The sequence below is a fragment of the Acidaminococcus sp. HCP3S3_G9_1 genome, from assembly GCF_052122455.1.
Classification (GTDB): domain Bacteria; phylum Bacillota; class Negativicutes; order Acidaminococcales; family Acidaminococcaceae; genus Acidaminococcus.
Window position 1 is genome coordinate 1 of the sequence record NZ_JBQKCH010000014.1, and the last position, 25,969, is coordinate 25,969.

The 25,969-nt window shown below is 49.9% G+C and carries 32 protein-coding genes and 1 pseudogene; 3 read left to right on the plus strand and 30 right to left on the minus strand.

The features are described from left to right. Positions 1-226: 226 nt before the first annotated feature. The 3 genes from relB (at position 227) to ACTQY1_RS08865 (ending at position 1,870) form a co-directional block, all read left to right on the plus strand. Positions 227-451 (plus strand): type II toxin-antitoxin system RelB family antitoxin, encoded by a 225-nt coding sequence (gene relB, locus ACTQY1_RS08855; RefSeq protein ID WP_022488288.1) that lies wholly within the window; start codon positions 227-229, stop codon positions 449-451. A 1-nt stretch (position 452) separates the two neighbouring features. Beyond that, entirely contained in the window at positions 453-716 is a 264-nt protein-coding gene (locus ACTQY1_RS08860; RefSeq protein WP_022488289.1) for a type II toxin-antitoxin system RelE family toxin, read from the plus strand. 449 nt (positions 717-1,165) lie between these two features. Then, a complete protein-coding gene (locus tag ACTQY1_RS08865; RefSeq protein WP_441374064.1) occupies positions 1,166-1,870 on the plus strand; it encodes a DUF2249 domain-containing protein in 705 nt (234 codons plus the stop codon). Here ACTQY1_RS08865 and ACTQY1_RS08870 read toward each other — a convergent pair. From ACTQY1_RS08870 to ACTQY1_RS09015, 30 genes and pseudogenes are all read right to left on the minus strand, one after another. Further along, on the minus strand, positions 1,794-2,261 hold the full coding sequence (locus tag ACTQY1_RS08870) for a low molecular weight protein-tyrosine-phosphatase (protein WP_441374065.1): 468 nt from the start codon (positions 2,259-2,261) through the stop codon (positions 1,794-1,796). The two genes, ACTQY1_RS08865 and ACTQY1_RS08870, sit on opposite strands and share 77 nt — an antisense overlap. Positions 2,262-2,526: 265 nt before the next feature. Then, positions 2,527-2,775 (minus strand): hypothetical protein, encoded by a 249-nt coding sequence (locus tag ACTQY1_RS08875; protein ID WP_041666187.1) that lies wholly within the window; start codon positions 2,773-2,775, stop codon positions 2,527-2,529. Between the two features lie 295 nt (positions 2,776-3,070). Beyond that, on the minus strand, positions 3,071-3,640 hold the full coding sequence (locus tag ACTQY1_RS08880) for a helix-turn-helix domain-containing protein (protein WP_441374066.1): 570 nt from the start codon (positions 3,638-3,640) through the stop codon (positions 3,071-3,073). 18 nt (positions 3,641-3,658) lie between these two features. Next, positions 3,659-4,264 carry a hypothetical protein gene (locus tag ACTQY1_RS08885; protein ID WP_441374067.1) on the minus strand — a complete coding sequence of 202 codons (606 nt, stop codon included), beginning with the start codon at positions 4,262-4,264 and terminating at the stop codon, positions 3,659-3,661. Between the two features lie 332 nt (positions 4,265-4,596). After that, the gene (locus ACTQY1_RS08890) at positions 4,597-4,926 is read right to left on the minus strand and encodes a hypothetical protein (RefSeq protein ID WP_441374108.1); all 330 of its coding nucleotides are present in this window, start codon (positions 4,924-4,926) and stop codon (positions 4,597-4,599) included. A gap of 30 nt (positions 4,927-4,956) precedes the next feature. Beyond that, entirely contained in the window at positions 4,957-5,688 is a 732-nt protein-coding gene (locus tag ACTQY1_RS08895; protein WP_441374109.1) for an ATP-grasp domain-containing protein, read from the minus strand. A 345-nt stretch (positions 5,689-6,033) separates the two neighbouring features. Beyond that, a complete protein-coding gene (locus tag ACTQY1_RS08900; protein ID WP_416182042.1) occupies positions 6,034-7,326 on the minus strand; it encodes a tyrosine-type recombinase/integrase in 1,293 nt (430 codons plus the stop codon). A gap of 68 nt (positions 7,327-7,394) precedes the next feature. Further along, a complete protein-coding gene (locus ACTQY1_RS08905; protein WP_441374068.1) occupies positions 7,395-7,604 on the minus strand; it encodes an excisionase in 210 nt (69 codons plus the stop codon). A 111-nt stretch (positions 7,605-7,715) separates the two neighbouring features. Beyond that, positions 7,716-8,048 (minus strand): hypothetical protein, encoded by a 333-nt coding sequence (locus ACTQY1_RS08910; protein WP_301873350.1) that lies wholly within the window; start codon positions 8,046-8,048, stop codon positions 7,716-7,718. Between the two features lie 217 nt (positions 8,049-8,265). Continuing rightward, the gene (locus ACTQY1_RS08915) at positions 8,266-8,817 is read right to left on the minus strand and encodes an N-acetylmuramoyl-L-alanine amidase family protein (protein WP_301873352.1); all 552 of its coding nucleotides are present in this window, start codon (positions 8,815-8,817) and stop codon (positions 8,266-8,268) included. Continuing rightward, the gene (locus tag ACTQY1_RS08920; RefSeq protein ID WP_279002595.1) at positions 8,814-9,131 is read right to left on the minus strand and encodes a hypothetical protein; all 318 of its coding nucleotides are present in this window, start codon (positions 9,129-9,131) and stop codon (positions 8,814-8,816) included. The genes ACTQY1_RS08915 and ACTQY1_RS08920 overlap by 4 nt, the downstream gene beginning before the upstream one ends. After that, positions 9,116-9,415 (minus strand): hypothetical protein, encoded by a 300-nt coding sequence (locus ACTQY1_RS08925; protein ID WP_279002597.1) that lies wholly within the window; start codon positions 9,413-9,415, stop codon positions 9,116-9,118. Before ACTQY1_RS08925 ends, ACTQY1_RS08920 begins: the two co-directional genes overlap by 16 nt. A 17-nt stretch (positions 9,416-9,432) precedes the next feature. Continuing rightward, entirely contained in the window at positions 9,433-10,086 is a 654-nt protein-coding gene (locus ACTQY1_RS08930; protein ID WP_278673969.1) for a hypothetical protein, read from the minus strand. Next, positions 10,083-11,024: a radical SAM protein gene (locus tag ACTQY1_RS08935; RefSeq protein ID WP_441374069.1), complete on the minus strand. Its 942-nt coding sequence runs from the start codon at positions 11,022-11,024 to the stop codon at positions 10,083-10,085. Before ACTQY1_RS08935 ends, ACTQY1_RS08930 begins: the two co-directional genes overlap by 4 nt. Before the next feature lie 28 nt (positions 11,025-11,052). Next, positions 11,053-11,877 carry a hypothetical protein gene (locus ACTQY1_RS08940; RefSeq protein ID WP_441374070.1) on the minus strand — a complete coding sequence of 275 codons (825 nt, stop codon included), beginning with the start codon at positions 11,875-11,877 and terminating at the stop codon, positions 11,053-11,055. After that, the gene (locus ACTQY1_RS08945) at positions 11,871-12,281 is read right to left on the minus strand and encodes a hypothetical protein (protein WP_014128903.1); all 411 of its coding nucleotides are present in this window, start codon (positions 12,279-12,281) and stop codon (positions 11,871-11,873) included. The genes ACTQY1_RS08940 and ACTQY1_RS08945 overlap by 7 nt, the downstream gene beginning before the upstream one ends. Positions 12,282-12,295: 14 nt before the next feature. Next, complete coding sequence (locus tag ACTQY1_RS08950; RefSeq protein WP_014128904.1) at positions 12,296-12,667, minus strand: hypothetical protein; 372 nt, start codon at positions 12,665-12,667, stop codon at positions 12,296-12,298. Between the two features lie 336 nt (positions 12,668-13,003). After that, positions 13,004-14,125 carry a radical SAM protein gene (locus ACTQY1_RS08955; protein WP_441374071.1) on the minus strand — a complete coding sequence of 374 codons (1,122 nt, stop codon included), beginning with the start codon at positions 14,123-14,125 and terminating at the stop codon, positions 13,004-13,006. Continuing rightward, a complete protein-coding gene (locus ACTQY1_RS08960) occupies positions 14,122-15,621 on the minus strand; it encodes a hypothetical protein (RefSeq protein ID WP_441374072.1) in 1,500 nt (499 codons plus the stop codon). Before ACTQY1_RS08960 ends, ACTQY1_RS08955 begins: the two co-directional genes overlap by 4 nt. Then, a complete protein-coding gene (locus ACTQY1_RS08965; RefSeq protein ID WP_074707598.1) occupies positions 15,614-15,949 on the minus strand; it encodes a hypothetical protein in 336 nt (111 codons plus the stop codon). Before ACTQY1_RS08965 ends, ACTQY1_RS08960 begins: the two co-directional genes overlap by 8 nt. Before the next feature lies 1 nt (position 15,950). Beyond that, positions 15,951-16,595, minus strand: coding sequence for a hypothetical protein (locus ACTQY1_RS08970; protein WP_441374073.1), 645 nt, complete (start codon positions 16,593-16,595; stop codon positions 15,951-15,953). Then, positions 16,595-17,839 carry an XkdQ/YqbQ family protein gene (locus tag ACTQY1_RS08975; protein WP_441374074.1) on the minus strand — a complete coding sequence of 415 codons (1,245 nt, stop codon included), beginning with the start codon at positions 17,837-17,839 and terminating at the stop codon, positions 16,595-16,597. The genes ACTQY1_RS08970 and ACTQY1_RS08975 overlap by 1 nt, the downstream gene beginning before the upstream one ends. Then, complete coding sequence (locus ACTQY1_RS08980) at positions 17,836-18,621, minus strand: phage distal tail protein (RefSeq protein ID WP_014128911.1); 786 nt, start codon at positions 18,619-18,621, stop codon at positions 17,836-17,838. Before ACTQY1_RS08980 ends, ACTQY1_RS08975 begins: the two co-directional genes overlap by 4 nt. Before the next feature lie 36 nt (positions 18,622-18,657). Continuing rightward, positions 18,658-18,936, minus strand: coding sequence for a hypothetical protein (locus ACTQY1_RS08985; RefSeq protein WP_441374075.1), 279 nt, complete (start codon positions 18,934-18,936; stop codon positions 18,658-18,660). 107 nt (positions 18,937-19,043) lie between these two features. Further along, positions 19,044-20,327 (minus strand): hypothetical protein, encoded by a 1,284-nt coding sequence (locus tag ACTQY1_RS08990; RefSeq protein WP_441374076.1) that lies wholly within the window; start codon positions 20,325-20,327, stop codon positions 19,044-19,046. A 193-nt stretch (positions 20,328-20,520) separates the two neighbouring features. Next, on the minus strand, positions 20,521-20,670 hold the full coding sequence (locus ACTQY1_RS08995; RefSeq protein ID WP_154420622.1) for a hypothetical protein: 150 nt from the start codon (positions 20,668-20,670) through the stop codon (positions 20,521-20,523). 170 nt (positions 20,671-20,840) lie between these two features. Then, on the minus strand, positions 20,841-21,608 hold the full coding sequence (locus ACTQY1_RS09000; RefSeq protein WP_000456787.1) for a class I SAM-dependent methyltransferase: 768 nt from the start codon (positions 21,606-21,608) through the stop codon (positions 20,841-20,843). A gap of 231 nt (positions 21,609-21,839) precedes the next feature. Then, positions 21,840-22,295 (minus strand): XRE family transcriptional regulator, encoded by a 456-nt coding sequence (locus ACTQY1_RS09005; RefSeq protein WP_001071126.1) that lies wholly within the window; start codon positions 22,293-22,295, stop codon positions 21,840-21,842. Positions 22,296-22,376: 81 nt separating this feature from the next. After that, a complete protein-coding gene (tet(W), locus tag ACTQY1_RS09010) occupies positions 22,377-24,296 on the minus strand; it encodes a tetracycline resistance ribosomal protection protein Tet(W) (RefSeq protein ID WP_441374077.1) in 1,920 nt (639 codons plus the stop codon). A gap of 661 nt (positions 24,297-24,957) precedes the next feature. Beyond that, positions 24,958-25,968 (minus strand): annotated as a pseudogene (locus ACTQY1_RS09015) (phage portal protein); the annotation flags it as partial. Position 25,969 lies beyond the last annotated feature (1 nt).

The following is a 25,969-nucleotide window of genomic DNA, read 5'->3' on the forward strand; positions in this document are numbered from 1 at the left end:
GTAGGGGCGCGCAACCGATCCACAGCTCCATTCTAATCGTACCGTAATTCACTATAAAAGGGAATATCTGGTACAACTCTATTATACGAGGGGCGCGCCAAAGGCACGCCCTTCCCGGCCTCCCGAAGGGATCTTCCCTTTCCCCCTTCTCTTCTCTTGCTTTTTCACGCATTTTTGCTATACTTATGGTAGAAGGTATTACATGTATTACGAGGGAGGATTTCCTATGAGCACCATTTCTCTTCGGGTCAGCGATGAAGAAAACAAACTGATTCAAAATTATGTGGCCGCCAATAATCTGAATCTTTCTTCTTTTATCCGCAGCCTGGTGCTGGATAAAATCGAGGAGGATATGAAACTGGACGAGGACCGGATCCTGCGGGCCCGGGCACTGCTGAAGAAAGAAAAGACATATGATCATACAGAGGTCTGGAAAGAGCTGGGCATTTAATATGTACCAGGTACGGTTCTCTGAACACGCGGTAAAAGAACTGAAAAAACTGGACAAACAAACGGCCCGTGTCATCAAAAACTGGGTGGTTAAAAACCTGGTGGATACAACGGATCCCCGACAGCATGGAAAATCTCTTACGGGAAACTTGAAAGGGGTGTGGCGATACCGGGTAGGAGATTACCGGCTGTTTGCCGAAATCCAGGATGATGTGCTGATTGTATTTCTTTTTGAAATTGCTCACCGACGGGAAGTTTATCGGTAATCAAATGAATTAGAGCTGTTGCAGGTATATGCAGCAGCTCATTTTTTTCAATAGGTAACAGTAAAAACCGGCGGCCGGGACGGGCTTCCCTGCGGGCAGCCCCTACCACGTTGGAATCGAGGGATCTCCTTCAATCGGATTGGACGTAGTTAGCGTAGGGATGATTGCTATTACGCCCGTACAATCGGTGTTTTTTGCGGGCTCCCCGGCGTGGAGCCCCTACGGTACCGATTTACGCACCGAAATACAGACCGTGCACCGAACCCCCGACCCTGACGCGTAGGGGCGCGCCAGAGGCACGCCCTCCCCGGCCTCCCGGAGGGTTTCCTGTGCCAATTTTCGTTGTAAAAACAACATACCGGTTTCTTTTTCCATGCTATATTGTTTCCAGGAAGACGAAGAACGTAACATTATCCATGGTAACAGGAACAAATGGAAGGAGAATCGGTATGAAAAATCTGGAATGGAACGATAAAATCAGCAGCTTTAAAAAAGTCGACGTGCGGGGCATTGCCGGGAATTTCCTGGAAGGCCTGAAAAAACAGGCGGCCAAGCTCCCTGTGGGCCAGGGACTGGAAGTAATCCAGACCTTCGAACCCATCCCCCTCTACGAAGTGATGGAAATGCTGGGCTATGAACATGCCACTGAGAAAAAGGCCCCCAACGAATACCACGCCTATTTCTACCGGACCGAAAACAAAGGGAACACGGAAGAAGCCCCGGAACGGCCGGCGGTGATCACCAACTACCCCATGATTGACGAAAAACTGGGCGAACTGGCAGTGGAATTCTGGGATATGACCTGGAAAAGCGAAAAACGCTACCTGGATTACAATATCCGGCTGCTGCTCTCCCTGGCCAATGCAGTAGGTGCCGGGCGGATGCGCCAGGCCATGCGGGAACTGCTGAAGGCCTATGCCAACGGCCTGGATTCCCGGGCCCTGGATGATGTGTTCGAACAGCTGGCCTGGAACATGGGCATCGGCTTCTTCAGCTCCGAAATCGCCCCCTCCCCCCTGTTCCACGCCTACAAACTGATCAAACAGATGGAAAAGCAGGGCAAAGAAAGAGCCGAAATCAACCAGCTGCTGAAGGAACATTTTTCCGACAGAAAAGGCTCTCACACCCTTCCTCCACATCCCGGTATGTGCTGACAAAATCCCCCGTATACCAGGGGTCGGCGATTTCCCGGGAATGATCGGTGAAATCCAGCAGAAGGTGGATCTTCCGATCCGGGTCTCCCCCGGCGATCCGGCGGATCTCCCGAAGGTTCTCATCATCGAACCCAATGAGCAGATCATAGTACCCATAATCTCCCCGGGTCATCTGCCGGGCCTTCCGGGATTCATAGGGAATATGGTGGAAATCCAATTGCTCCCTGGTCCCCCAGTGGGTGTCATTGCCAATTTCCTCCCGGCTGGTAGCCGCCGAAGCGATTTCATAAGCATCGGCACAATGATGACGCCGAACCAGCTCCTTCATGACAAATTCCGCCATGGGGGAACGGCAGATGTTGCCGTGGCAGATAAATAGTATTTTGATCATGGACACGAAACTCCCTTCTATGCCGAAATATGCCGAATTACTGCGGGTTTGCCCGTTTCACCTGTTCACGGAGAAAAGGACATAATTTTGCAAAAAACGGCACAATTTTCCCCGTTGTAGTAGTAAAAATGGTAGTAAAACGGGTTTTTCCTACTACCGAACTTTTTCTGGGGTGAATTTTTCTCTGTTATTATAGCAATCAGGCAAGAAAAAAGCACCTGGCATTTTTGCTGGGTGCTTTTTTCTTGCACATAATACAATCATCTTAATCCAATTGGGACACATCTACCATTGGCAAAATTTCCTTCAAAGGACGTCCACTCACTATGAAATTATTCAATAAATCGTCCATGTCTTTAAATTCCTGAGCAGAGTCTTTGTATTTCCCATATATATCTGTAGTAGCGGTAATGCTACCAGGGCCTTTTAACCCCGTATATATTGCAAACTGAAAATTTTCTAGGGAACAAACGACGTCTCCCAACATTTCATTTTCCAGTTCTTCTTTCGTCATGGCCGACTACCTTTCAATTCAAATCATCCGTCACTACATGCCATTCTCCAAATGGCCATGGGTCAAAGAATTTATGGGGATCTTGCTTAACTTCTCCTGTACTCTTAGACACTATATATGACTTTGGACCATATACCACCTCTCCAGGTTAAAAAAAGGAAAAGGTAAAACTATCTTCTGATTCAGCATATTTATGAAATTTAGTTCCCACATGGTGTTCGGCAATTTTCAAAGCTTCTGCTACATTCATACTATTGTTGGTCATTTCACCAAACCCCTTTTATCCAGCTATTTGCTACCAACCGATTTTATCTAAAAACTTTTGAAAGATAGTTTTATGTTCTTTAGATTCAGGATAGGGGTTGTGGACACCAGGAAGCTGATTTTTCCTTACTATTTCTTGTTTTTCCTTTATAGAATCGTAAATTGGTCCTAAAGAGTCCTCAAAACTGCCCATAAAGAGATCTTCTGTTGCTTTCCACTTGGCTTTATCCCTATTCCCCCATTCCTCCAAATACCAGCCGACTCGACCGGTCTTTTTCTCTACTTTTGGGAGTCCTCCGCCATACCATTGCCCAGAAAATACGAATCCACGCTCGGTTTCATAATAGTTCGTAATCAGGGCACCAGGGCATTCTAATTGGGCAAGCATATAAGCTTTATCAGCAGTAATGGCCCTCATCGGCCAAAAAAGGCGTTCCATGGCTTGCCTTGTCACAATCCATGTATCTTGGATTTTATCTACTTCATCATCATGAAATTTGGGCTGATCTAAAGGCCCAGCGGTTATACATTTTAGTAAGCCTTCATACTTGATACCCCAGATAACAGAGGCTTCGGCCAATGTCATAACGTCGTTGAGCATTTTCCTCACCTCTCCGTTTCAGAATTCCAGGTTTTCGATTTCAGGAACAATTTCCATAAGACTTTTTCCATCAAAAAACGGTTTATTCATAACCTCGTCTATGCTTGTCATGGTTTCTGCCTTATCTCCATTCCAAACATCGAACTCTTTATGAGAAAATGGATCTACTCCACAAAGAATTCCTTTATAGTCAAAAAGAACATGGTGAATCAAAGAATTGATCCGGTATCTTAAATAGGCAGCCGTCGCAAGCAGATAATCCGTTTCCATCGTTAAAAACGGTCTTGTGTACCTTGTAGTTTCAATTTCCAGCCTGTCACCTCTTTTATGCAGAATCAAAACAATGGGCGGAACAACGGAATCATTCAACACACACTTGCCGTCGTCCTTGTTAGGTACATTATAGGGAGATACAGGAGCCTGATAGGCACGGCTTTCATAATTCTCGCTTACATGACATTTCTTTAATTTTTCTACGGAAAGGTTATGTTCTGCAAAGTATTTTTGAATTACCTGATGTGCCTGGGGGTTCAAGTCATCCCACATTGTATCAATGGACAACCCATGTTTATGACAACGGTTTATGCTCATATTTGCCACACCTCCATCCTGTTCCTTTACCAACAGTCCCCTTACTTCTTGCTTTATGTTCATTATAGCAAATGACCTATCCAAAAATCCCGACAGAAAAAGGCCCGCAATCAATTTGACTGCGGGCCTACTTTTTTACCCACTGGGCAGCCGGGGATGGGCTCCCCTGCGGGAAGCCCCTACACCGTTGGAGTCATGGACTTGTGCATCTGACGGGAACGCCGGGCCTGCAAGTCCTACGGCATCGTAATGGCTCAGCTGTGAAGGCCCAACATATCTTACTCTCATCTTCTCATCCCTATTTATCTTTATTGATCAGCATTTTATTTTTCTATAAGCAGCCAGCTTATATCAAAAGTGGTAAATCAATGATACTTTTCAACAAATGCCTCATAAAAATCACTGCGCTGGCCTAGATCTTCAACATCTGCATCAATGAAAGCCTGTAAATCTTTTTTCATCTTTTCATAAAGATGCTGGGATACTAAAGGATCCGAATAGACAGTATGCACCATGTCACCATACACACCACAAGTAATGGCATCATATCGTCTACAGCGTTCCAATGTTATGCGGCACGAATCTTCATACTCTTCATCCTGAAGAATGATTCCACCCTCTGAACCAATAATATCTTTTTTTATTGACTTCCACATTTCATTTTCCCCCTTAACCGGTTCACAAAAATAATTCATGATGGACAATCATCTCAACAACCTAGATATTTAAATATCTTCATACTCATCCTTCGTCTCGGTCAATTCTGCCCACCGGGCTGCCAGAAGTTTTGCATAGTCAATATAAAACAGCCCGTAACTTCCCAGTGCATATCCATCATTGACTTCAATGAGTAGAGTTTTGTCCGTATCCGTCACACCAAAATCCAAAGAATAGCCGGCTGGCGCGGTTTTGTAATCCCGTACGGCCCTTTTGATGACCTCCGGATCCGGTATTTTCTCCCAGGTTCCCCGATAGTGTCTTGCATCCAGGATTTTTCCATAGCGAATAAAACAGCGCCACTCTGTTACAAACCGGACGGGTTCCGAACACCACACAGGTACATCGTGCTCCCAGTTTCCGCAGCCGACCAGATCTTTGGGAGAACGGACCAGTACGCCGGTTATTTCTTTATCAGCAATGGATTTTACAAATACAGGCCATTGCTCCGGATGAAAGTTGATGGTATTGATGGTGGATTTCCAGATTTTCCTTCCCAGACAATATTCCAGCTCTGCCGGATAATCCAAGTCTGGATAGGAGAAACCCATTTCTTCCAAATGTTGCTGGACCGCTTCTACATAACCGACCAAAATATCTTCTGGCTCAGCCTGCCGCATTTCCAAGGGATTATGAAAGAAGCGGATTTCGGCCCCCAGTTCTTCAAACCCGCACATGGCCTCAAAAAAATTCTTGCTGGCAGGACGTTCCCCTTTGTGAGCCTGTATCCAAACTTTCATTTTGTTCACTTCCTTTACTTTCTGGTGATGCCCAAATCTTTCTTATTTTCAGTATATCATATGACCTGTGCAAAAAAGCGGACAGAAAAAGGCCCACAATCTTCTCAAGACTGCAGACCTGCTTTTTTGCCCGCTGGGCGAACCTGGCGACGGTCTCCCCTGACGGGTAGCCCCTACGGAATGATATCGTACAGTACGTGATATGCGTAGGGACGACCCGTAAGGGGCGTCCGTTCCCAGGTCTGTAAGCGGGCGGATCACCGATCGGACCCTACGGCATTGCAAAAGATCGTTGGACCCACATCGTCCTGTTCCTTACTCTTCACTCTTCCTTCATTCAGCCCCTCACGCCTTATTGGGAAACCGGATCACCTTGGGCTGGATCTCGCCCACCTGCTCCAGTTCTTTTCGGACGTTTTCCATCTCCTTCTGCTGCCGGGCCTGGATGAGTGCCACTTCTTTCTGGGCGTCATCGAACTTGATGTGGGTGTACACATTCAGGGTGATGGAAATGTCGCTGTGCCCCATCAGGTACTGGAGAGTTTTGGCACTGACCCCGGAGAGGGCCATATTGGTGCAGTAGGTATGGCGACAAACATGGGGCGTAATCCTGGGAAGCTGATATTTATAGATGCTGTTGTGTTTCCGCACGATAAGTTTGAAATAATGTTCCCAGTGCAAGGCTACTGTTGGATGTCCATTCACATCATAAAAAAGGAATTTCCCCACCCCATCGATGATGGGTTCTACCTTCGGCGGTCTTCTCCGCTCCAGGATAGCCGCAAAGCATTGGTAGACCTCATCGGTCATGGGCAGCAACCTGGCCCCCGCTTTGGTTTTTGTAGAAAGAATGTAATATTTTCCATTCCCCTTTTGGAGCTGCTTGTCCACGTTGATCGTCCTTTTTTCCAGGTCGATATCGTTCACCGTCAGTCCACAGAATTCTGATACCCGCAACCCCGTATGGAACAGGATGAAGATTCCTTCATAATATCTCTTGTAGTGGGAGTCGTTTTTAATGAAATCCAGAAAAATCCGCATATCTCTTTTTGAAAGAGCCTCCCGCCTTACGCTGTCGTTGATCAGGACTTCTTTCAGTTCGAAGTTAAAGGGATTTCTCCACAAGATTTCATCATCTACGGCCATTTGGAAGGCGGGCCGCACCACACCCCGGATGCTGTGGATGGAACTGTAGCTCTTTCCTTCTGACTGTAACTTGACCAACCATAATTTGGCATCGGACATTTTCACCTTCCCAATAGCCTTCTGGGAAAAGGGCTCTTTCTTCAGGGCATTGACCACAAACCGGTAATTGGTCAATGTGTTTGGTTTCACACTCTTTTTGAGAAGCAGATAGCGCTGAACCAGTTCCAGGACGGTCATGGAATCGCTGTTGGCATTGGGGCAGATCACCAGGCGGACCTCCAGGCTGTCTTCCATCTCCCGAAGGGACCGGCAAGGCTTTCTTCCTGGGGGCAATGGGTCCGTAGGCTCTAGTTTCCAGCTGTAAAAGAATTTGGGTTTGCCGTCCACCATGTATTTAAATTGGTACTTACCATCAATCCGAACAGACTCTCCCGGCCGTAGGATCCGTCTTTTCTTATCTCTTCGGATCCGGCCTGTCATACGTTTTTTCATTGCTTTTCCCCTTTCGTTTCTTTTGGCATCCTATACATCACTCTGAAGACAAAATAAGTCAACTTCTATCAAATACACGAAGTCTGGCGAAGGAATTGTTCAAATTCTTCCCGGATGATGAGTACTTTCCGTCCATTATGCAGCAGAAACCCGGAACCAGGGTCTTCGGCAGCCATTCTCCGAAGTTTCTTTTCCCCTATATGGAAATACTGACTGGCTTCTTTCAGTGTCAACGTAAATCGCTGGCTCAATGGCAGATTTTGGCTTTGTTCTTTCATGATCAGTTTCCTCCTAAAATTTCGTTTCTAAGAGTAGCAGGACAAGAATGGCAGGAATAAGTACCCATAGCGCAAAAAAAGCCATGGCAGGAATTCCCACCATGGCTCTATTCATTTCCGCACCAAAGCCACCAGCAAAACCGTCCCTATCCCATAGGCCAGGTTCCGCTGTGCCTTTAGCCGTTTTTGTGTTCTATTGGTTTCTTTCTCGTATGCGGCTAAGGATTCGTTGGCAATCCGCAAGGATTCTTCCTGTCTGATCGAGGTCCTCTCCAGATCTTTCAATTGACTCCCGAGCCGTTCGGACTGTTCCCTGGCTTTCTGTAATTCGGTCTGTGCTGCGGTCAATTGCGTCTCCAATTCCTTCATGCGTTTCTTCTGCTGACTGGATTCCTTCTGTAATCTGTTGTTGATGGTCTGCAGCTCGCTGATATTCTGCTCCAACTGGGTCAGTTCCTTTTCTGTTATGGTATACGTAGAGGCCCAGGACACCTGCGGAAAGGAGAATAACAAACAAAGCAGCAAGACCCAGACGCTTTTTCTCAATCATCCCCACCCTCTTTCTTCAGATGACCAAGGTGAACAGGAGCACCCCGGTCAAGATGCCCAAAAGATAGCCTAAGAGAAATTCATCGCTGATCCGCCACATGTCCATGGTCTCTCATCCTTTCCGGGCCACATAATCCGTCACCCCGCGGGCAATGGCACGGGCAAATCCGTCCTTCTGATTCATCAGGAGCTGCACATCCTCTTCGTTGGTGATGAACGCCGTTTCCACAAGAACCGCCGGCATATCCGTTTCCCGAAGCACCGCCAGCCCCGGCCGTTCCTTCACACCCCGGTCCACGGTGCTCAGGCTCTGGACAATCTGGTTCTGGATGCATTCTGCCAGGGCGCAGGCTCCTTCGCTGTCCCTGCTGTACACCAGAGTTTCCGTCCCCTGGGCTTCTTTCGCGGCCGCATTGCAGTGGATGGAAAGAAAGAGATCTGCCTTCCACCCATTTGCGCTGGCACAAATATTGGTATAGTTGGGAGATTCCCCGCAAAGATTGTCGGACTGGACCAGCATACAGTCATAGCCCACCCGGTTCAGGTACTGCTGGACTCCGGCTCCGATTTCTTTTACGATATCCGCTTCGGTGACTCCATAAGTTTCATTGACGGCCCCACTGTCCACACCGGGCATATGCCCAGGATTAATAAAAATCTTCATTTCTTATCCTTCTCCTTTTCAAAATGATCCGGGACTCCATTTCCATCAAGATCCACGAAACAGCCTGCAATGAAGGTGACAAAGCCTACCATGGCAGGCCCCACTAGTTCCCGTATCATTGCCAATAGGTCCGGCAGCTGGATTTTTCCCATCACGGCCAGATACATCCAGAATCCGTAATAGGAAACTACAAACAAAAAGACCGTCACAAGATACCCTATGACGATCCATTTAATGGGCTGCTGGAACTGGTTCAGGCGCTTCTTTACAGTCCCAAGGCTCTTCTTGAGCCACCCTCTTACTTTTTCGAACATGGCGGATTCCCCAGATCCCGATTGTGGTCATGGATTCTGTCCACTTCTCCCTTCAGATCTTTGTACCGGTGCCAGAGATTGGTAATGTTCGTCTCCACACTTGCCTGGGCCACTCGCATTTCGTTGATCAGACCGGTCAGGTCCTCCAGGGCCTTGGTATTATTATCGATACTCTTGTGGAGCGCCCGATTCTCGATTTTCTGAGGGCGCAGGATCAGCCAGCACCCGAATACGGCCAGGGCACTGATCACGGCGTTCACAAAGGTGTAGCTGATAAAATCCATGTTGCCCCTCCTTTCTTTTACCGCTGGAAACCTGAAATATGGAGTGCCCGTCCTTTGTACCGTCCACATTGAGGCCCACAGTACACATCTTCCGAAGGACTCCAAACGAAGGAAAACCAGTTTTCCCCCTCGGTCAGCTCCTGGCTCTGTCCGGCATGGCTCACATAAACCGGCTCCTTCCAAAAGGTTGAGCGGTCAAACACAAGGGATCCCTCAATCCGGCCATAATGGATTTGGACCTTCCCCGTATGCGCGGACCAACTGAAAGCCCGGTCCAGCTTATGGAGATCGGCCATGGCCACATGGGGAAACCGGGAAAAGTCGTGGGTCCGACTCTTTAATTCAGGTTGCCCATTGGGCAGGAACACTTTGATGAAGGTATCCTTCCCGGACTTGTCGATCTGCACATAGCCGTTGATGCGAAGGGTCTGGAGCAACTCCTGGGGCCCCAGATCCATCACCTGGAGGATTTCCCGGAAGTTAAACAGCGGGTAGACGGTCCCGGTGATGGGATTTTTCAGAATCACCGTGGAGGACCCGCTCCGCAATGCAGCAAGATCAATAACCACTCGTTTGTTATTACAGAAAAAGCGCAATCCATTTTCTTCCAGGTCCAGAGAAATGGTATCTTCCGTATGGATGGCCTCAGGGAAGATATAAATCGAGTTCATGGTCGGGGCACTTCCTTTTGGAACCAGGTATAGAGGGCCTTGTAGAATCGGCACTCCTGAGCATGCTCCTGGCTGACGATACAGGCCCCGCCGCACATGCCGTAAACAGAGCACTGGCGGCATTCGGGACTCAAGGCATCCAGGAGATCCTGCTGTTCCTTCAACCAGTTATCGGAAAGCCCCTGGCGGCGGATATAAAGACATGGATACTGCCGTCCTTTGGCATCCACCTTCCGGATGGTCCGGTTGCTGCAGTAGGTTTCTCCGTAAATGTACTGAACCTCCCTGCGCCGTTCCAGGGTTTGGTAAAGTCCTTCATACCGCTTGTCCCGGATGCCGAACCTCCGGAACCGGGACAGATACAACCCCACATACTTCTTGTACTGTTCCAGGATGGAATCATAGTCCTCCCGGGTCAGAGCATACTTCCGGTTGGTCTCGTTGGTTACATGCATGAGATGCGGGAAGAAGGACAGGTTCCGTCCGATGACTTTCTCCTTCTCCCGGAACTTTGCCATAATGGCTCCCAGGTCCGTATTCCCATGGTACAGGGTGGTGGAAACCGCCAGGTCCGGGTAATCCAATAGATCGGTGAAAGGATCATACCCCCGCAGGTCCCTTTCTGCCCCATCATAGCTGATGCAGATTTGGAAGTAATGCTCCCGAAAATAATCCAGGTGCTTTTCGATGCCGATGCCGTTGGTGCTGACCGCAAACTTCGCCTGGGGCACTGCTTCCACCACTTTCCGGATTTCCTTCATGTAAAGCAGAGGTTCCCCTCCCATGAACTTGATGGATCCAGGAGGATTCTCTTTTAGTTCCGCCAGGAATTCTTCCGAAATGCCCCCTTCCCCGTCCGAGGCCTCCCGGTGGCAATAGGCACAGTGGAGATTACACTGGCTGCCCAAGTAAAGGGTAAGTTGAACCTTGGTCGACAAATCTAACCTATTTTTCTGCATAGTCATCCTACTTTCCAACAAACACCAGGTAGTCGTTCCACACTTCGTACCACTTCCGGCCCAACTTGATTTTCACCGGGCCTTCGTACCCAAAGGGATACAAACGGAAAGTGCCTGTTCCCTTCACCAATCTTACCCGCCTGTTATTCACAAGGCCGGCAGATGCTTCCACAAAGACTTCTTCGTCGTCAATATCCCTGGTCAACTTCTCCTTTGTAGAGAAATTCCCCTTGTACTTTTGGATGGTAAAATCGATATAATCCTTATCACCTTCCGGGATGAAGGGTTCTTCCGGATCTCCATCAATCAGGTATCCTTTCCGGTTGGCCATCAGCTCCCGTCCACCAGCAGAAAGGCTGTAGCTGTCCCACAGTTTCATCCGGGGATGATCCCCCAGAACCAAGTCGCTGGTGTGAAAGGGCAACAGTTCATATTCCTGGTCCGTGTCAAGAGTCAGGTTTTCCTTCTGCCCGTTGAACATCCGCACCACAATATCCCGCTGGCCTTCCGCCATGATGCCCGTATCGATATCGAGGATGGTAGTATTTCCATAAAGCTGGGTCAGGACGGCAAAGTCCAGCTTGATGGATACTCCCAGCCGGTTAAGGTCAAGGAACCGGTAGTCCGAAGCCATGGGACGGCGGAACAGTTTCACGGTCCCGTTTCCTTCTGTAAGAACGTAGGAACTGTAAGGATGCATGGTCTCGATCACATCCGCTCCCTTCCGGCTTTCGCTGTTGCTGGTGCATTCCGCCTTGCAGTAATCGCCCCGGAGAGTCAGGTGGATCCGGTAATCCGCATTGGATTCCTCGTTGTAATAGATCTTCAGCATACCCCTTCCTCCTTGTCTGCTACATCGTACCCATTGACCAGGACATCCTTGCCACCCTCGATGGTCAGGCGATAGCCGGTGACTTCTTCCTTTTTGATTTTCATCACATCCTCCTGCATCTTTCTCCCTTCAAAGAGCATCTGGATTCGTCCATTCATAGCCTTCCGCACGCCTTTGAGGGAGATGGCGCTCCGCAACCCAGTAAGGGTGAAAAGAAGGCTGTTCCCCGCCAGGACCAGGTCTTTGTTCCGTTCAAAATGGAGTGTCTGATGGAGCTGAACCTGTTCTACCATCAGCAGGTTCCTTGCCCGATGGCCCCGGTCCACCACCAGCATTCCCGGTTTTAGATTCTCTACCGGCACAGGCCCTTCCGCCGTACTTACGTTTCCTTTTGCAATGATCATAAGTTGTTCCTCCTTTAGCTGTCATCCGAGCAATTGCAGTTGCAGTCGCAATTGCAGTTCTGGGTCATGTAATACTGGCATTTCTGGCACCCCTGGCAGGTTTGGCACCCTTGACAGGTCTGGCATTTTTGGCATCCCTGGCATGTCTGGCAAGACTGGCACCCCTGACAAGTCTGGCAGCAGTTGGCCTGGCAACAGTTTCCCGAAAAGGCCTCCTCTAGTTTGTTCACCGCTGTTTCCAGGGCTGCCACGTTGATTTTCTTCACCTTGTCATAGTTCATCGAGGAAAGGTCGATGGAAATCTTCGTCTTTGTGGCAAGGGTTTCCAGTCCCGACTGGATGTCCGTCAGGTCCTTCTTCCATACAATCTCGTTCTGACTTGCCATTATGGCCCTCCTCCCGAATCATCCGAACAGTTACAGTTGCCACCACTGCAGTTGCAGTCACATTGTCCTCTTGTCTGGCAGGTGCAGTTTCTCGAGCTACACTGGCTGATGCTCTGACAGGTCTGGCAGGAACTGGACTGGCATTTTGTGCTCTGACACCCTTGGCAGGTCTGACAACCCTGGCAAGTCTGGCAATACACGCAGTTCCCACAGTTGTCCACGTTGGCCGCGTAGGTAGCGAGCTGTGCCAGGGCTGTCTGCAGTTCCGCCACATGAATGGCCTTTACTTTGAGCTCGCTAGTATCCCCAAGAGCAGCCGTATCTGTAAAAGAAGTTTTATTGATGGTTCCGTTCTTTGCCATGGTTCTTCTCCAATAGCTTCTGCCCGTACTGCTGGATGGCTATCAGGACCGGAGTGAAAACGGCCCGCTTGAGCCGGCAGTAGGATTCCTTCCGGGCTTTGTCCCCCACCAGCTTGCAGCCGCCCTGACAGAAGGCGAGGGCCGTGCAGGATAAGCACTCTTTTCTGTGTTCACGAGTATGATCTCCCGCAAGGATCCGCTGCAAATACGAAAAGTAACCATCACGGATGGTGCCAACCTTTCGGGATGTATTATGGCAAGGGTAGAGATTTCCCTGGAGATCCAGATTCAGCACCGTGAGACCATTCCCGCAGGCAGCAGTATACCGATTCCACTTTCCTTTTCCTGTCAGGTAGAATTCCTTCAAAGCATGGAATAACTGGCGGATGTAAGCTTCTTCTGTGTACCTTTCTAGAGGGACCCTTTTCCCGAAGCCATCCAGGAACCGGAGGGTCATTTCCTTCATCTCCCGCGCTACCCGTCCGTAGTCGATAGCCAGCAGGTCCTTCTTAGGAAGGCCGGTATCCATGATTTCATCCAGGTTCACCGCAATTTGGTAGCCATGGATGGCGCTGTACTCTTCCGAAATCTGCTGGAAAGCCTGGAGGACTTCCCTGGGATAGGCTTTGGCGGAAAGAACCGCAGAAAGACAGAGATGTTCCAGGGCCAGGATCCGTTCCCGGATTTCCGGCACGGAAAACACATCGTACCCTCTCGTTTCCTTCACATGAGGCCCATCCCAGGAAACACAGACCGTGAAATTCCGGGCATTAAAAAAACGGACCATTTCGTCCGTTAGTGCCCGTCCATTGGTGATGATCCCAAAGGTCATAGGGAGTTTTCGCTGTTTCACCGCAGCCACCACTTCCTGGATGGTTTCAAAGTACAAAAGAGGTTCTCCACCATAAAACTGCAGATGGAGGGGCCTTGTATTTTCATTGATTACTTCTTCCAGAAAGTCGTAAATTTCTGGATTGACTTCCCGGGTCAGGGCTTTATGCACCAAAGGATGCTGCAGACAGTAGGCACAATTCATGTTGCAGGAATTCCCCAACATGAGGAATACCGTATTGATGTTCCGTCTTACGTACTTCATCTTCCACTCCTTACTATGATCTTCACCAGCCGAACGTTTTCTGCGGTATCCTCCCTCACGATCTGTCCCACAGTCTGGGTAATGCTTTCCCCTGGAAGAGCCATCCGGCCAACCCCCGGCATTTCCGAAGGGATGACCCAACCGCCCTTTCTGGCCTTCCCGTACATGCGGACGGGCACACGGCCGGCCAGGGCTACCGGGATATAAGTGGGCAGATTGGTTTTCAGAATATCATCTCCTGGAGAAAGGGTCCGGCCGCCAATGATGGAAGCAAAATCTTCTGTATGGACTCCCACCACACACTGACTGCTGGAGGTTGCCCGGCCATACTGCTCTTTCCCAGTGGTTTCATCCAGGGCAATGATATCGCCCCGTTGGGTGTCGCCACCCCGAGGAAAGAATTCTGCGTAGTCGTTATACACCGCGTTGTAGACTTTCGCAGCCGTCAGCGTACCGGTCAAGGTCACATTCCCCGTTTCATCCGTTGCCACAAACCGGCTGTCGTTGGTAAGCTGGCTGGTTTTGTCCGGGATAATCGGTCTATCCAAAAGATCCGTATAGCTGCCACTTTTCGCTACGGCAGCAAGAGTTGCCGTTTCTCCAGTCAGTTCCGCCTTGGTGGCATAGGTCTCTGCAATGTTGTTTCCCTTCCCATCGGCCAAAGCCGCCTGGGCCATTGCGGTAGCGTCCAACTTTTTCCCAATGGCCGCCATGATGCTGGTGGCGAAGTTCGGGTCATTTCCCAGGGCGTCCGCCAGCTCCTTCAGGGTATCCAGAGAAGCATCCGAGCCATTGACCAGTTCGGCAATTTTCTGCTTCACATAGGCCACATTGACAATCTGGGTACTTTGGGCATTATTGTCAGGGGTCGGTGCCACAGGCGTTCCCATAAGGACCGGGCTGTCCACATCTGCTTTCACTTTCAGGTCAATCTGCATCTGGGCCAGCTTCTCCCCAGCACTTTCGGCACTTTGCCGTGCCAGGGTAGCCTGGGTGGTGGCTCCTTCCTGAGACATCTTGGCTGCAACCGCACTGCTGGCAGAAGCTTTGGCACTGGTATCCGCTGCCTTGGCATTGGTGAATGCTTCGGCCGCTTTTTGGGAAGAAATCGTTGCCCAGGTCTTGGCAGACTTGGCCCCGGAAACTCCATCCGGTGCTGCATCACTTTCGGCCCAGGCCCGGGCTGTTTCCGCCCAGGTCTTGGAGGACCTTGCTCCGGAAACCCCGTCCGGTTCCGAGATGCTTTCTGCCCATTGTCTGGCTGTATCTGCCCAAACTTTAGATGAACGGGTACCTTCCCCTGCAGGAGCACTGTCACTCTCCGCCCAGGCTTCCGCCATATTCTTGCTGTTGAGGGCATCTGCCGCATACTCCCCGGCCTTCTCTTGGTATTCCCGGGCTTGATCCGCTGCGTACCCGTCCACCACATCCCCCATTTCCACTTCACTATTGTTCTGAACGGTCAGCGTCACTTCTACATTGGACGCATCAGACATTATGGGCCACCCCCTTGATGATGAAAGATTTCGTAAAGAAGCAAGTAAGGATCCGTTCCGTCTCGCTGTTCATAATGGCCAGATCGTAAATGTATGCCCCAGGCTCCAGGGAATCCAGGGCTCCCTTGGGAACTGCCACATCTACAAAATTATTGCCCGGATTGTAGAAATTGTCCGAATAGACCACTTCGGAGGAATTGGTAGTCTTCTTGATGGCAAAAACCACCTTGTCCGCATGGGTCAGTTTGTAGTTGGTAAAGCGAAACCGGATGGAAAAGGTGTCGTACTGGGACACCTGGATGTTCTTATTTTCGTCAATAACCAGCATCTTAGCCGCCTCCCGAATCATCACTGCAATCGCAGTTACAGTTGCAGTTGCACTGAGAATTCTCTTTCCAGTATTCTTCCGTATGGGACCGGTTCACCAGCTCCTGGAGGATGCGCCGGAGGGTGTAGGTCCCTGCCGGGATGCCCCGGTGTTTCCGGATATGGTAAGCAGACTTAATGGACTGCAGTCCTGGTGCCGATGTAGGTCCAGTCTCTACGTCCCAGGAATTCAAGCCCATCACCCGAGCATCCTTGTCCGCCTGTGTGCTGGAAGTAACCGCAATTTCCACCTGATCGATGAGCCGATCATCGGTCAGTGTTCCCATCCCGTTATAGGTAACCTGTACTGTTTTTCCTGCATCTGCGGCAGAAAACTTCAGGGTCCCGGTATTCCACCCTTCAATGCCGTGCTCCGTAGTCAGGTAATCTGGCCAGTACTGTCCCTGGGCCGGTTCTTCCGACACTTCCGTCAGGAGCACCCCATTTTGATATTTCACTTGCAGTGTGGTGGGCGATGTTTTTTGGGGAACTTCCGCCAGCCGGATGGTATAGGGACTGTTAGTAGGGATTACATGAGTTTCGTCAAAAATCTTTTTGATGTCGAAGGTATTTTCAAAGGGATTGAATCGATAATCATGGATGGCCATCAGCTTCCTCCTTTCCATTGCTTCAGGACCGAAGACTGGGACTGCTCGATATCCTTGGACCGCCGTTCGATTTCTGACAGATACCGGTCCACGGAAAATTGGGGCTCGCCCAGCTCCATTTCGGTCTTGATGCCCTTTTCCCCGGAGAGGGTGTATTTGATCTTCTTGATAGGATAGGTATCCGCATTCCCATCCAGCCTTCGGATTTCCGCCAGCCCGTCAGTAGACATATGTCGGACGTTGAAGGTCCCGTCCGGGTAAGGGTACTCCAGTCGCACCCCGCTGATCTTGGCGGATTTCACAGGAGCCTTGTACTGGCTGATCTGGTTTTCGCCCCACCTTTTGGCATCGGCGGCATCGTAGGCTTCCGGCAGGTTCCAGACGGCCTGGTGGACCCCGTAGCTGTTCTGGCTTTCCTTATCTTCCACAACGCACAGCCACTGCTCGCCCTGGTCGTCCACGCTGCCCCCCTTGATCCGAGCCCAGTTCACCAGTTTGGACACATCCCAGGAAGGGGTGTAGGAAGTAATGTGTTTTCCTACCGTAAGACGGGCCTGTTCGTTCACTGCTGTCTCTCTGCGGCGAAAGTACAGACACCGGTATTCATCCACTCCGTACACGTAATCCACGGCAAAGTCCGCCAGGGTATTCAGGGCCTCTTTCACCGTCACCCCGTCAAAGACCAGTTTGGTGGGACGGTATCCCACGCTCTGGATCTTGCTGTCGTTGTAGACCACCTGCAAGGTCTGCCGTTCCACCTGGCGGGCAATGTCCCGGACGATATCTCCCACGTCCGTATTCTCATAGGTCTTCCAGAGCATCACATTCTCCAGCCGGTTGTAGAAACCATAGCCTTTGTACACGAACTTGGTATCCGTAGTCCCTTCAATAGGCCGGCTGATGATGTACCCGCTGTACCAGGGTTTCCGGTCTCCGTACAGGTGGATGTCGATACGCTGCATATAGTCCAGCTGGGCGTTATCCGGCTGCCGGTAAAAGGTCATCTGGCACTGGCCACAGCCGGTGCTGGTGATTTCAAAGGTCACTTCATTCAGGGCATTGGCCTCGCTGCCCCCGCCAAAAATAGCCGTCCGGGTCCCGTCCTTTTTGTAGGCATAGACCACGAACTGGCCGGGATAGTACTCATGGACCTTGCCCCGGTCGCTGTTTCCTTCACCGGCCCCAGTAGGACCGGCAAAGATCCACCGGCCGAACAGGCCCCGTCCAAAGATGAAATTCGTCATACAAACCACCTGTTGGTATAGGTAATTTCCACCGTGCCCGCTCCTCCTGTGTACAGAAAGAGGTTGGCTCCCGGTTTGGCATGGAGGAAGGTGCCCGTAAAGGCATTGATGCTGTTGTCTTTATCCCGCCAGACTGTCCCTTCCCGGCCATTCACAATGGAGGTCTTGGGAGCCACCAGCAGGGCATCCGTCAGGGTGAACTTCTCTTTGGCTTCCTGGTGCCAGACCGTAAGGTTCGTCATCCGGTCCAGGGGAATGAAGCGGAAAGTGAGAGGCGTATCCACGCTCCCCAGGTTGTGGAGCACCATTTCTGCCTGCACCGTGGCCTGGGGAAAGACGAACACCACCCGGGATTCCTGGGCTTCGTAGCGGAACGGGTCTGCCAAAAGCAGGGATACTGTGATGTTGCTCCGCCTCTGTTTGAAACCGTTCTCAAACTTGTGCTTGATCTTGGACAAACAGGCTACATGGTAGACCCGGTCCGGTCTTCCCGCCATCAGGGAATAATCCGTCTGGCCAAAGAAGGTGTAGGCCTCGTTCAGCACTTCGTCATGGTCTTCTTCCGTAGCACCTTCCATGGAAAACTCCACCTGGAGAGTCCGTCCGTCAATCTTTCCATCCCCCACTGCATCACTTCCATGGGCAAAGGCCCGGGACTGGAGCTTGCTCCGAAAAGTATAGCTGCCGCTGTCCGTAAGGCTCCAATGGACCGGCAGCTTGTATTCCACCCCGTCTTTGGTGATGGTAAAATTCTGTTCGTTTTCTTTTCTTTCCGGAAACATGCTCTTTCACCTCCTGGTTCCCACTACCTTTTTTTATCAGTTGTTGGAATCCTGATCAAAGGGAACGAAGTCCCCATGATTAATTGCATACCGGATTACCACGTCACCATCCTGTTTGGTGATGGCCACATCATTTTCCACGTAGGATTCAATCAGGTGTCCATTGACCATCCGTTTCTGGTAGCAGGTGGGGTTCCGATCCGTGATTCCAGTTCCAGGATCCCCCACGATTTCGCGGATGTCAGTAGCAAAAGCCGTTCCCGCAATGCCAGCTACCAGGGCCAGAGTCATTGCCATCATTTTCATGTTCTTCATCGTGCATCTCTCCTTTTTGTGCATAAAGATAGGGCAGCCGGTTTTCCGGCGCCCTTGTAGAAAGCTATTAAATTCAGGTATAAGTAAAATTGTTCCAACGGTTGGCTTTACGCTCCTCTCAGTCCTGCCAGGACAGCATCGGTGAAGCCATCCATCAGATCATCCAGATCTGCGGCGTTGTTGATGTCTCCGTAGTTGTTGAACGTGGTGTTCATTTCCCGGTTGTCCGTAGATTCGCTGGAATTTGTGATGCCTTCGGCAATGCTGTCGAACACCGCCCTGTTCAGGGGTAAGGCCACTTCGTCACCGGCATCCCCCAGGACACCAATAAGAGGTCTTGTAAAATAGCCGCCTTTGGCATAATGAGGAGTCTTCCCCGCTCCCTGGGCCGCACCGGCAGCCGTATTGGACGCAGCTGCTGCCATGCCGATGCCCACTGCCGCGGACGTACCTCCCGTCAGAAGGCCCGTAGCGATGGGACCTGCAGACGGGTCGATGACCAGTTTCAGCCAGGCCGCAGGAGCCAGAGCCCCGGCCGCTGCCGTTCCCTGAGCCACCGTCTTGGCGGCACTGGCCGCATTGAGCTTATCCCCGAAGAGAGCCGTCACCAGCATCCCGGACAGCATCTGGGAGAAATAGCTGGCGATGGTTTTCAGCATGGCCTTTCCCAGATCCAGGAAGGCATCCTTGGCGTTCTTGGCCCCAGTCAGGATATCCGTAAAGGCTGTCTCCAGACCGCTTAAGGTGGTGGACGCCATGTCCGCGATGAGTTCCAGGGTTCCCATATGGGCATTCATATAGGCTTCCTGGTAGGTATCCATGAGAGACTTTTCCGCATCGATGTTGCTTTGCCGAAGGGCCATTTCTGCTGTGAGAGTCTCCTGGAGCATGGCCAGGGAGTTCTGGTTGTAGGCTTCATCCAGGGCCGCCTGGATGTCTTTTCCCTGGGCAAAGTAGGCATTTCGTTCATCCATGTAGCTTTTGTAGGCCGCTGCCCTTTCCAGGTTGACCTGTTTTTCAAAGGCGATTTCGTTGGCGCTAGCCTGTTCGTAGGCGATGCCTTTTTCCTTCAAAGCATTCAGAAACACAGCCTTTTCCGTACTGGTAAGGCTGATGAAGTCCTGGGACAGCTTGGCGTACTTGTCATCAATGGAAGCCACCGCTTTTTCCATGTCAGACTGCATCTTCATGACTTCCTGTTCCTGTTTGGAACCGTAGAGAGTGAGTTTCGCCGTCACCGCATCGAAAGACAGATCCCGGGCCTTGTTCATCAGTTCCCGGGCTTTGGCCTGTTCTTCAGAAAGGGCATCCAGACGTTTCTGGGCATACAGTTCTGCCAGACGGGTCTTGTCCCGTTCATAGTTCTCATTAGCCGCCTTGGATTTCTCCAATTCATCCGTTTCTTCCTTGTACCACCGGTCCACCAGGGCACTTTTCGTCTGGAAGGTCCGGAACCATTCTTCCTCGACAAATTCAAGTATATGAAGTTACATCTGGTGTGTTTTCGCAAGCAAAATATTCGCAAAATTGTTAATATTTTACCTGTTATTTTCGGCTGTTAATTTTCTTAGTATCAAAATAGTATCATAAAAGGCAGGGAAATGCAACAGAATTATGTGGAGCTCTACATAATTCCGGCACGGACGGACGCTGCCAGGCATAGCGGATAACAGCCTTGCAAAAGGCGTTGTATCTGCGCTGGATATACTCTTGGTAGGCTTTCTGGTCGTTCATGGAAATTCCCCCTCTCTGAATAATAGTGCGGGGCGGCAGTACTCCTTGCTGTCGCCCCTTGATTGCCTACCAGCAAAGACGGGCGGGGCTGTCAACGACGGCGCGAAGCGGCGTTCATTTTATCGTTGACTGGCTCGGCTGGGTTTGCTATTTACCCGACAAACTTGAATTTATTTTAAGCTATCACGTTTTACCTTCTTAAGCCTTACTATCATTACCATAGGAATTTCTTTGTTGGTTTTGAAACATTCTTCATAAAATCCATCAATGACAAATCCAGCTCTAAAACAAAGGTTAAAAATATCTTGTATGGAACGATGATAATAAATCTGCTCTTTCGGTTGCCCTTCAATCGCTATATCATAGTAACTGTGCGGTGTCATATATTTTTCAGTCAACGTGACAAAACAAGGGTGTTGCGTTGCAAAGACAAAAATTCCGCTTTCCTGCAACAGTTCATAAACAGCCATAAGAAGTGGTTCAATGTCCGTAATATCCATAATTGCCATATTAGAAACTGCTTTCGTAAAGGCTCGATTTCTTTTTAATTCTAATATACTTTTTCTATCGGTCGCATCCGCCACACAAAATTCAATTTGTTTTGCATATTGTGATTGCCGTCTTTTAGCCAATTCTATCATTTTTTTGCTGTAATCAAAAGCGACAACCGAAGCACCTCTTTGTGCAAGATACGAAGAATAATTTCCATTGCCACACGCAATATCCAAAATGTAATCCGCAGGATTAGGAGATAGAAGTTCCGTTACTTTGGGGCGCACTACCTCTCTGTGAAATTCATTAGATTCGTCACCCATTGCATTATCCCAAAATTGTGCGTTCTCCTCCCAGATTTTTTTACTTTCCTCTGTTCCCATGTTCTCTCCCACTCCCAAAATTTGCTTTTTTGCTTCCATTAAATCTTCCTTACTATATTCCATTGTTACCCTCCATAACTTCTGATTGTTGTCGTCTTGACTATTATGTATCTTTTCTTTCCAAAATGGTATAGGCTTTTATTTTTGTAATGCTGCAAAACTTTTCTTCTGTAAGGTATTCAAAGGATATTTCCCTTTGCCGCCGCTTGCATTAAGCCGCCGCTATTGGAAAGCCAAAAGCAGCGGCTTTTTTTACTCGGTATTACCGAAAAGTATAGAAAGCAGGATATGTCATCATTTGTCATTTCTTCTCAATGTAATAACTGCATGGCATATCAAGCCAAATACAAGAGAAAAACAGCCACCGCCAAATAGTGATGCTCCCCACCCTGCACCTGACATTGTCATAAAACCGCCAACAAAGAAAATACCAATGCCAAGAAATATACCAACACCATAAAAAAGTCCAATTGCCATATCGTACTTATTAAATTGTCGTTTCTCCTTTTTTTCATATGTTTCCATCTTTGTTATTACCTCCTTCGCAAAATCGTCCATGTTGACTCCAAAAAGAAAGCAAATTTTTTTCAACATATTTAAATCGGGTTCATTAACATCTCTCTCCCAATTCGATAGTGCCTGCCGGGTAACATTCAATTCCCCGGCTAGTTCTTCCTGTGTCATTCCCAATTGTGTTCGCAGATGACGTATTTGCTTTCCTGTTGTAATATTCGTCTGTTCCTGGTTCAAAATAGTTTCTCCTCTCTGATACTGATTTTATCAATGATATTTCGCAATAGCCAGCAATGAACGCTTGCATTGCGCAAGACGTTACATTATCTTCTGAAACATATAGCGCACCTTGTCCAGGCGGCTGTTTGGACGGCGGGGCTGGATGACTGGCTTGCCGACAGCGGCCTGATACCCTTTCAGTTCTGTAAGGCATACGCTCTGCCCGTTGGTGTAAAAGGCCAGATCAGTACGGTATGCCTGTATACAGCGGGCGGGAATCTCGCCAGTAAAGACAACTTCATCCTTTTTTACCTGGACCGTTTCGATGGTGGCACAGTATTTCGGTGCATCATGATAAGCCCTGGAAAGATATTCCCGGGGCGCATAGAGGGTGAAGGAGAGATAAGGTTCCAGCAGTTGCGTCCCTGATTCCTTCAATGCCTGTTCCAATACAATCGGGGCCAATGAGCGGAAGTCCGCCGGCGTGCTGACCGGCCTGTAATAAAGCCCGTATTCAAAGCAAATCTTACAGTCCGTTACGTTCCAGCCGAACAAGCCCTGCTCCAGCCCGTAACGGATACCATCCCTGACAGCGTTTTGAAAACTCTGGTTCAAGTATCCCAGCGAAACCCGGCTCTCGTATTGTACACCGGAGCCAAGCGGGAGTGGTGTAACAGACAGTCCGATGGATGCCCAAAACGGGTTGGGCGGCACCTCGATATGGATGGTGTGGCTGGCTGCTTTGAGCGGCCGCTCCATATAAATGACGGTGGGTTCCTTTACCACTGTTTCAAGCTTGTATTTTTCCGACAGCAAAGCGGAAACAACCTCCAACTGCACCCGGCCCAAAAAAGAAAGAATGATCTCATGGGTGATGGAATCCACCTCGCAGCGCAAAAGCGGGTCAGTATCCGCAAGTTGCGTAAGAGCGTCCAGCAGCCGTTCTCTTTGCGCTGCCGTTTTCGGCGCAATCGACGTCCGCAGCATGGGGAGGGGGTCCTCACGCCACCTTTTACGAGGGAGCCGGGTTGGGTCCCCTAATACATCGTTTAACCTCACGCTGTCGCTGGGAAGGATAACAATTTCACCCGGATAAGCGGTGTCTGTCCGAACAATTTCCCCTTTGGATGGAATACGCATCTCTGTGATTTTCAGCTTTTCTCTCCCGGCCAGGGCCACCGTATCCCGCAGGCGCAGCGTTCCGCTGTATAGCCGTAGATAGACACGCCGCTGGCCGCAATCTGTATACTCCACCTTGAAAACGCTGCCGCATAGGGCGGCGCTCCCCTGTTCCCCAATCGGTTGGAACAGCCCTGTCACCGCATCCATCAACGGTTGAATGCCAAGGCCCTTTTTGGCGCTGCCATAATAGACCGGGAACAGGGAGGCGTCTTGAACCCGCCGCTGTTCCTCCCGCACAAGTTTTTCCCGGCTGATTGGTTCTCCTGCGATATACTTTTCCAATAATTTATCGTTATTTTCGATGACCGCATCCCATGCTTCTATGTCGGTATTTTCCTCCAGGACTATTTCCGGGGACAGCGACACCGTCTGCTTGATGATAATATCGGCGGAGAGCTTATCCCGAACAGACTGAACCACGCTCTGCAAATCAACGCCAGCCTGGTCGATCTTGTTGATAAAGATAACGGTGGGAATGTTCATTTTCCGCAGGGCATGGAACAGAATACGGGTCTGGGCCTGCACGCCATCTTTAGCGGAGATCACCAAGATGGCCCCATCTAAAACAGCCAAAGAGCGGTACACCTCCGCCAAAAAATCCATGTGGCCGGGCGTATCCACAATGTTGACTTTACATCTGTGCCACTGGAAGGAAGTGACTGCCGCTTGAATGGTAATCCCACGCTGCCGCTCCAAAAACATGGTGTCCGTCCTCGTTGTCCCTTTTTCGACGCTCCCCGGTTCTGAAATGGCTCCGCTGGCATATAGCAGGCTCTCCGTCAAGGTCGTCTTTCCAGCGTCTACATGGGCAAGAATTCCAATATTGATTATTTTCATGTGATTTTCCTCCCTTTACTGCCCCGAAGGGCATAAAAATCCCCAGCAGTAAAATACTTTTACCACTGGGGATGATAATTTGCGGACATACACATATACAGCATACACCTGTTTGTGAGTGCTGTTTTTGGGGATATGTCAAAATTGATAAGGCAAAAGTATTCTTAAATTGGGTACAAAAAACTAAGCCCCTACAAAAGGGACTATCATAATCCTTTGTTCCCACTATTTGATTATAGTTTTATTTAAGAATACCTTGCCGCATATTTTTTACTCCTTTTCTGGAATTGAATTATTATATCACATCAGTTTTAGGAAAACAAGTATCTAAAAGAAATTTTTCTTCCCCTTATATGTAACAATCATACCGGCTTCCTAACGTTCAGAATGGTTTCTACTGTCTGCTGCGGTGTTTGGTTGGAATTGTCCAGCCAAAAGCCGATCCGTGGTGTTGTCTGCATTTTACTAAATACAAATTCAATGTATACAGAAAGAAATATATAAGGAGTGGGAGGGATTCCGCCGTAGTCGGCATTGTAGGAAAATCCAAAAGTTTAGATTTTCTCAAAATGCTTATCTTTTGGTCTTTGGTTCGGAATAGTGTAGTGCTGGCGGTCTATCTATTGTTTTCGGTTGCTTGCTTCTTTACCGTACATGAGCATTCTTCCGGAGTGAGTAACGCCTGGCTCATGGCCTGTTCCCACCGGGACACCCAGGGCCCCAGGGTGTATTTCACAAATTCCAGGGACTGCTGCTCGATGTTGGAGAAGGTGGATTTCTCCAGATCCCCGATCATATGAGGGGGCACCCGGAAGATCCTTGCAATCTCATCGATCTGGAACTTCCTCGTCTCCAGGAACTGAGCCTGGTCCGGAGAAATCCCGATGGGAGAATACTTCATGCCTTCTTCCAGGACGGCTACCTTCCCTGCATTACTGCTGCCTCCGAACTGGGACTGCCAGGCTTCCCGGACTCTCTGGGGATCCTTGATGGTCCCCGGATGCTCCAGGACGCCGCTGGGAGAGGCCCCATTGGCGAAAAATTTCGCCCCGAACTCCTCGCAGGCGATGGCCATGCCGATGGCGTTCTTGGCCATTGCGATGGGAGAATAGCCCACCAGGCCGTCAAAGCCAAGGCCGGGAATGTGCATCACGTTCTCCTTCCGGAGACGGACGGTGCCATATCCCTTGATTTTCGGATTCTCGTCCGTGGCCTTGGTATAAAGGTAGTAGATCTCCCCATCCCCATCCCGGCACACTTCCATCCGGTCCGGCATCAGGGGATACAGGGCTACCACCTGCCCCCTGCCATTCCGGATGATCTGGGCGAAGGCATTGCCCCACAGAAGAAGATGGGTCATGAGCGTCTCCCGGAATACGAAACTTGTCATCTCCGGGTTAGGGGCATCGTGAAGAAGCCCCGCAAGGGGATGCTGGAACTCCCGGACTTTCCCGTTTCCTTCCCGGTTGTACCGGAAGAGATGGAGGGGCAAGCCTGCGATGGATTCTGAAAGGACCCGGACGCAGGCATAGACTGCCGTCATCTGCATGGCGGACCGTTCATTGACGGCCTTCCCGGAAGAAGAGCCGCCAAAGAAGAACCAGTGCCCGCCGCCCAGAAGGCTGTTTCTGGGCTTGTCCCTGGATTTGAAGAGTTTGGAAAATAAATTCATG

Excerpts from the sequence above, each read along its gene's own strand:
- relB (WP_022488288.1), top strand. The coding sequence starts at position 227 with ATGAGCACCATTTCTCTTCGGGTCAGCGATGAAGAAAACAAACTGATT.
- ACTQY1_RS08860 (WP_022488289.1), top strand. The coding sequence starts at position 453 with ATGTACCAGGTACGGTTCTCTGAACACGCGGTAAAAGAACTGAAAAAA.
- ACTQY1_RS08865 (WP_441374064.1), top strand. The coding sequence starts at position 1,166 with ATGAAAAATCTGGAATGGAACGATAAAATCAGCAGCTTTAAAAAAGTC.
- ACTQY1_RS08870 (WP_441374065.1), bottom strand. The coding sequence starts at position 2,261 with ATGATCAAAATACTATTTATCTGCCACGGCAACATCTGCCGTTCCCCC.
- ACTQY1_RS08875 (WP_041666187.1), bottom strand. The coding sequence starts at position 2,775 with ATGACGAAAGAAGAACTGGAAAATGAAATGTTGGGAGACGTCGTTTGT.
- ACTQY1_RS08880 (WP_441374066.1), bottom strand. The coding sequence starts at position 3,640 with ATGCTCAACGACGTTATGACATTGGCCGAAGCCTCTGTTATCTGGGGT.
- ACTQY1_RS08890 (WP_441374108.1), bottom strand. The coding sequence starts at position 4,926 with ATGAATTATTTTTGTGAACCGGTTAAGGGGGAAAATGAAATGTGGAAG.
- ACTQY1_RS08895 (WP_441374109.1), bottom strand. The coding sequence starts at position 5,688 with ATGAAAGTTTGGATACAGGCTCACAAAGGGGAACGTCCTGCCAGCAAG.
- ACTQY1_RS08900 (WP_416182042.1), bottom strand. The coding sequence starts at position 7,326 with ATGAAAAAACGTATGACAGGCCGGATCCGAAGAGATAAGAAAAGACGG.
- ACTQY1_RS08905 (WP_441374068.1), bottom strand. The coding sequence starts at position 7,604 with ATGAAAGAACAAAGCCAAAATCTGCCATTGAGCCAGCGATTTACGTTG.
- ACTQY1_RS08915 (WP_301873352.1), bottom strand. The coding sequence starts at position 8,817 with ATGAAGATTTTTATTAATCCTGGGCATATGCCCGGTGTGGACAGTGGG.
- ACTQY1_RS08920 (WP_279002595.1), bottom strand. The coding sequence starts at position 9,131 with ATGTTCGAAAAAGTAAGAGGGTGGCTCAAGAAGAGCCTTGGGACTGTA.
- ACTQY1_RS08925 (WP_279002597.1), bottom strand. The coding sequence starts at position 9,415 with ATGGATTTTATCAGCTACACCTTTGTGAACGCCGTGATCAGTGCCCTG.
- ACTQY1_RS08930 (WP_278673969.1), bottom strand. The coding sequence starts at position 10,086 with ATGAACTCGATTTATATCTTCCCTGAGGCCATCCATACGGAAGATACC.
- ACTQY1_RS08940 (WP_441374070.1), bottom strand. The coding sequence starts at position 11,877 with ATGCTGAAGATCTATTACAACGAGGAATCCAATGCGGATTACCGGATC.
- ACTQY1_RS08945 (WP_014128903.1), bottom strand. The coding sequence starts at position 12,281 with ATGATCATTGCAAAAGGAAACGTAAGTACGGCGGAAGGGCCTGTGCCG.
- ACTQY1_RS08950 (WP_014128904.1), bottom strand. The coding sequence starts at position 12,667 with ATGGCAAGTCAGAACGAGATTGTATGGAAGAAGGACCTGACGGACATC.
- ACTQY1_RS08955 (WP_441374071.1), bottom strand. The coding sequence starts at position 14,125 with ATGAAGTACGTAAGACGGAACATCAATACGGTATTCCTCATGTTGGGG.
- ACTQY1_RS08960 (WP_441374072.1), bottom strand. The coding sequence starts at position 15,621 with ATGTCTGATGCGTCCAATGTAGAAGTGACGCTGACCGTTCAGAACAAT.
- ACTQY1_RS08965 (WP_074707598.1), bottom strand. The coding sequence starts at position 15,949 with ATGCTGGTTATTGACGAAAATAAGAACATCCAGGTGTCCCAGTACGAC.
- ACTQY1_RS08970 (WP_441374073.1), bottom strand. The coding sequence starts at position 16,595 with ATGGCCATCCATGATTATCGATTCAATCCCTTTGAAAATACCTTCGAC.
- ACTQY1_RS08975 (WP_441374074.1), bottom strand. The coding sequence starts at position 17,839 with ATGACGAATTTCATCTTTGGACGGGGCCTGTTCGGCCGGTGGATCTTT.
- ACTQY1_RS08980 (WP_014128911.1), bottom strand. The coding sequence starts at position 18,621 with ATGTTTCCGGAAAGAAAAGAAAACGAACAGAATTTTACCATCACCAAA.
- ACTQY1_RS08985 (WP_441374075.1), bottom strand. The coding sequence starts at position 18,936 with ATGAAGAACATGAAAATGATGGCAATGACTCTGGCCCTGGTAGCTGGC.
- ACTQY1_RS08995 (WP_154420622.1), bottom strand. The coding sequence starts at position 20,670 with ATGAACGACCAGAAAGCCTACCAAGAGTATATCCAGCGCAGATACAAC.
- ACTQY1_RS09000 (WP_000456787.1), bottom strand. The coding sequence starts at position 21,608 with ATGGAATATAGTAAGGAAGATTTAATGGAAGCAAAAAAGCAAATTTTG.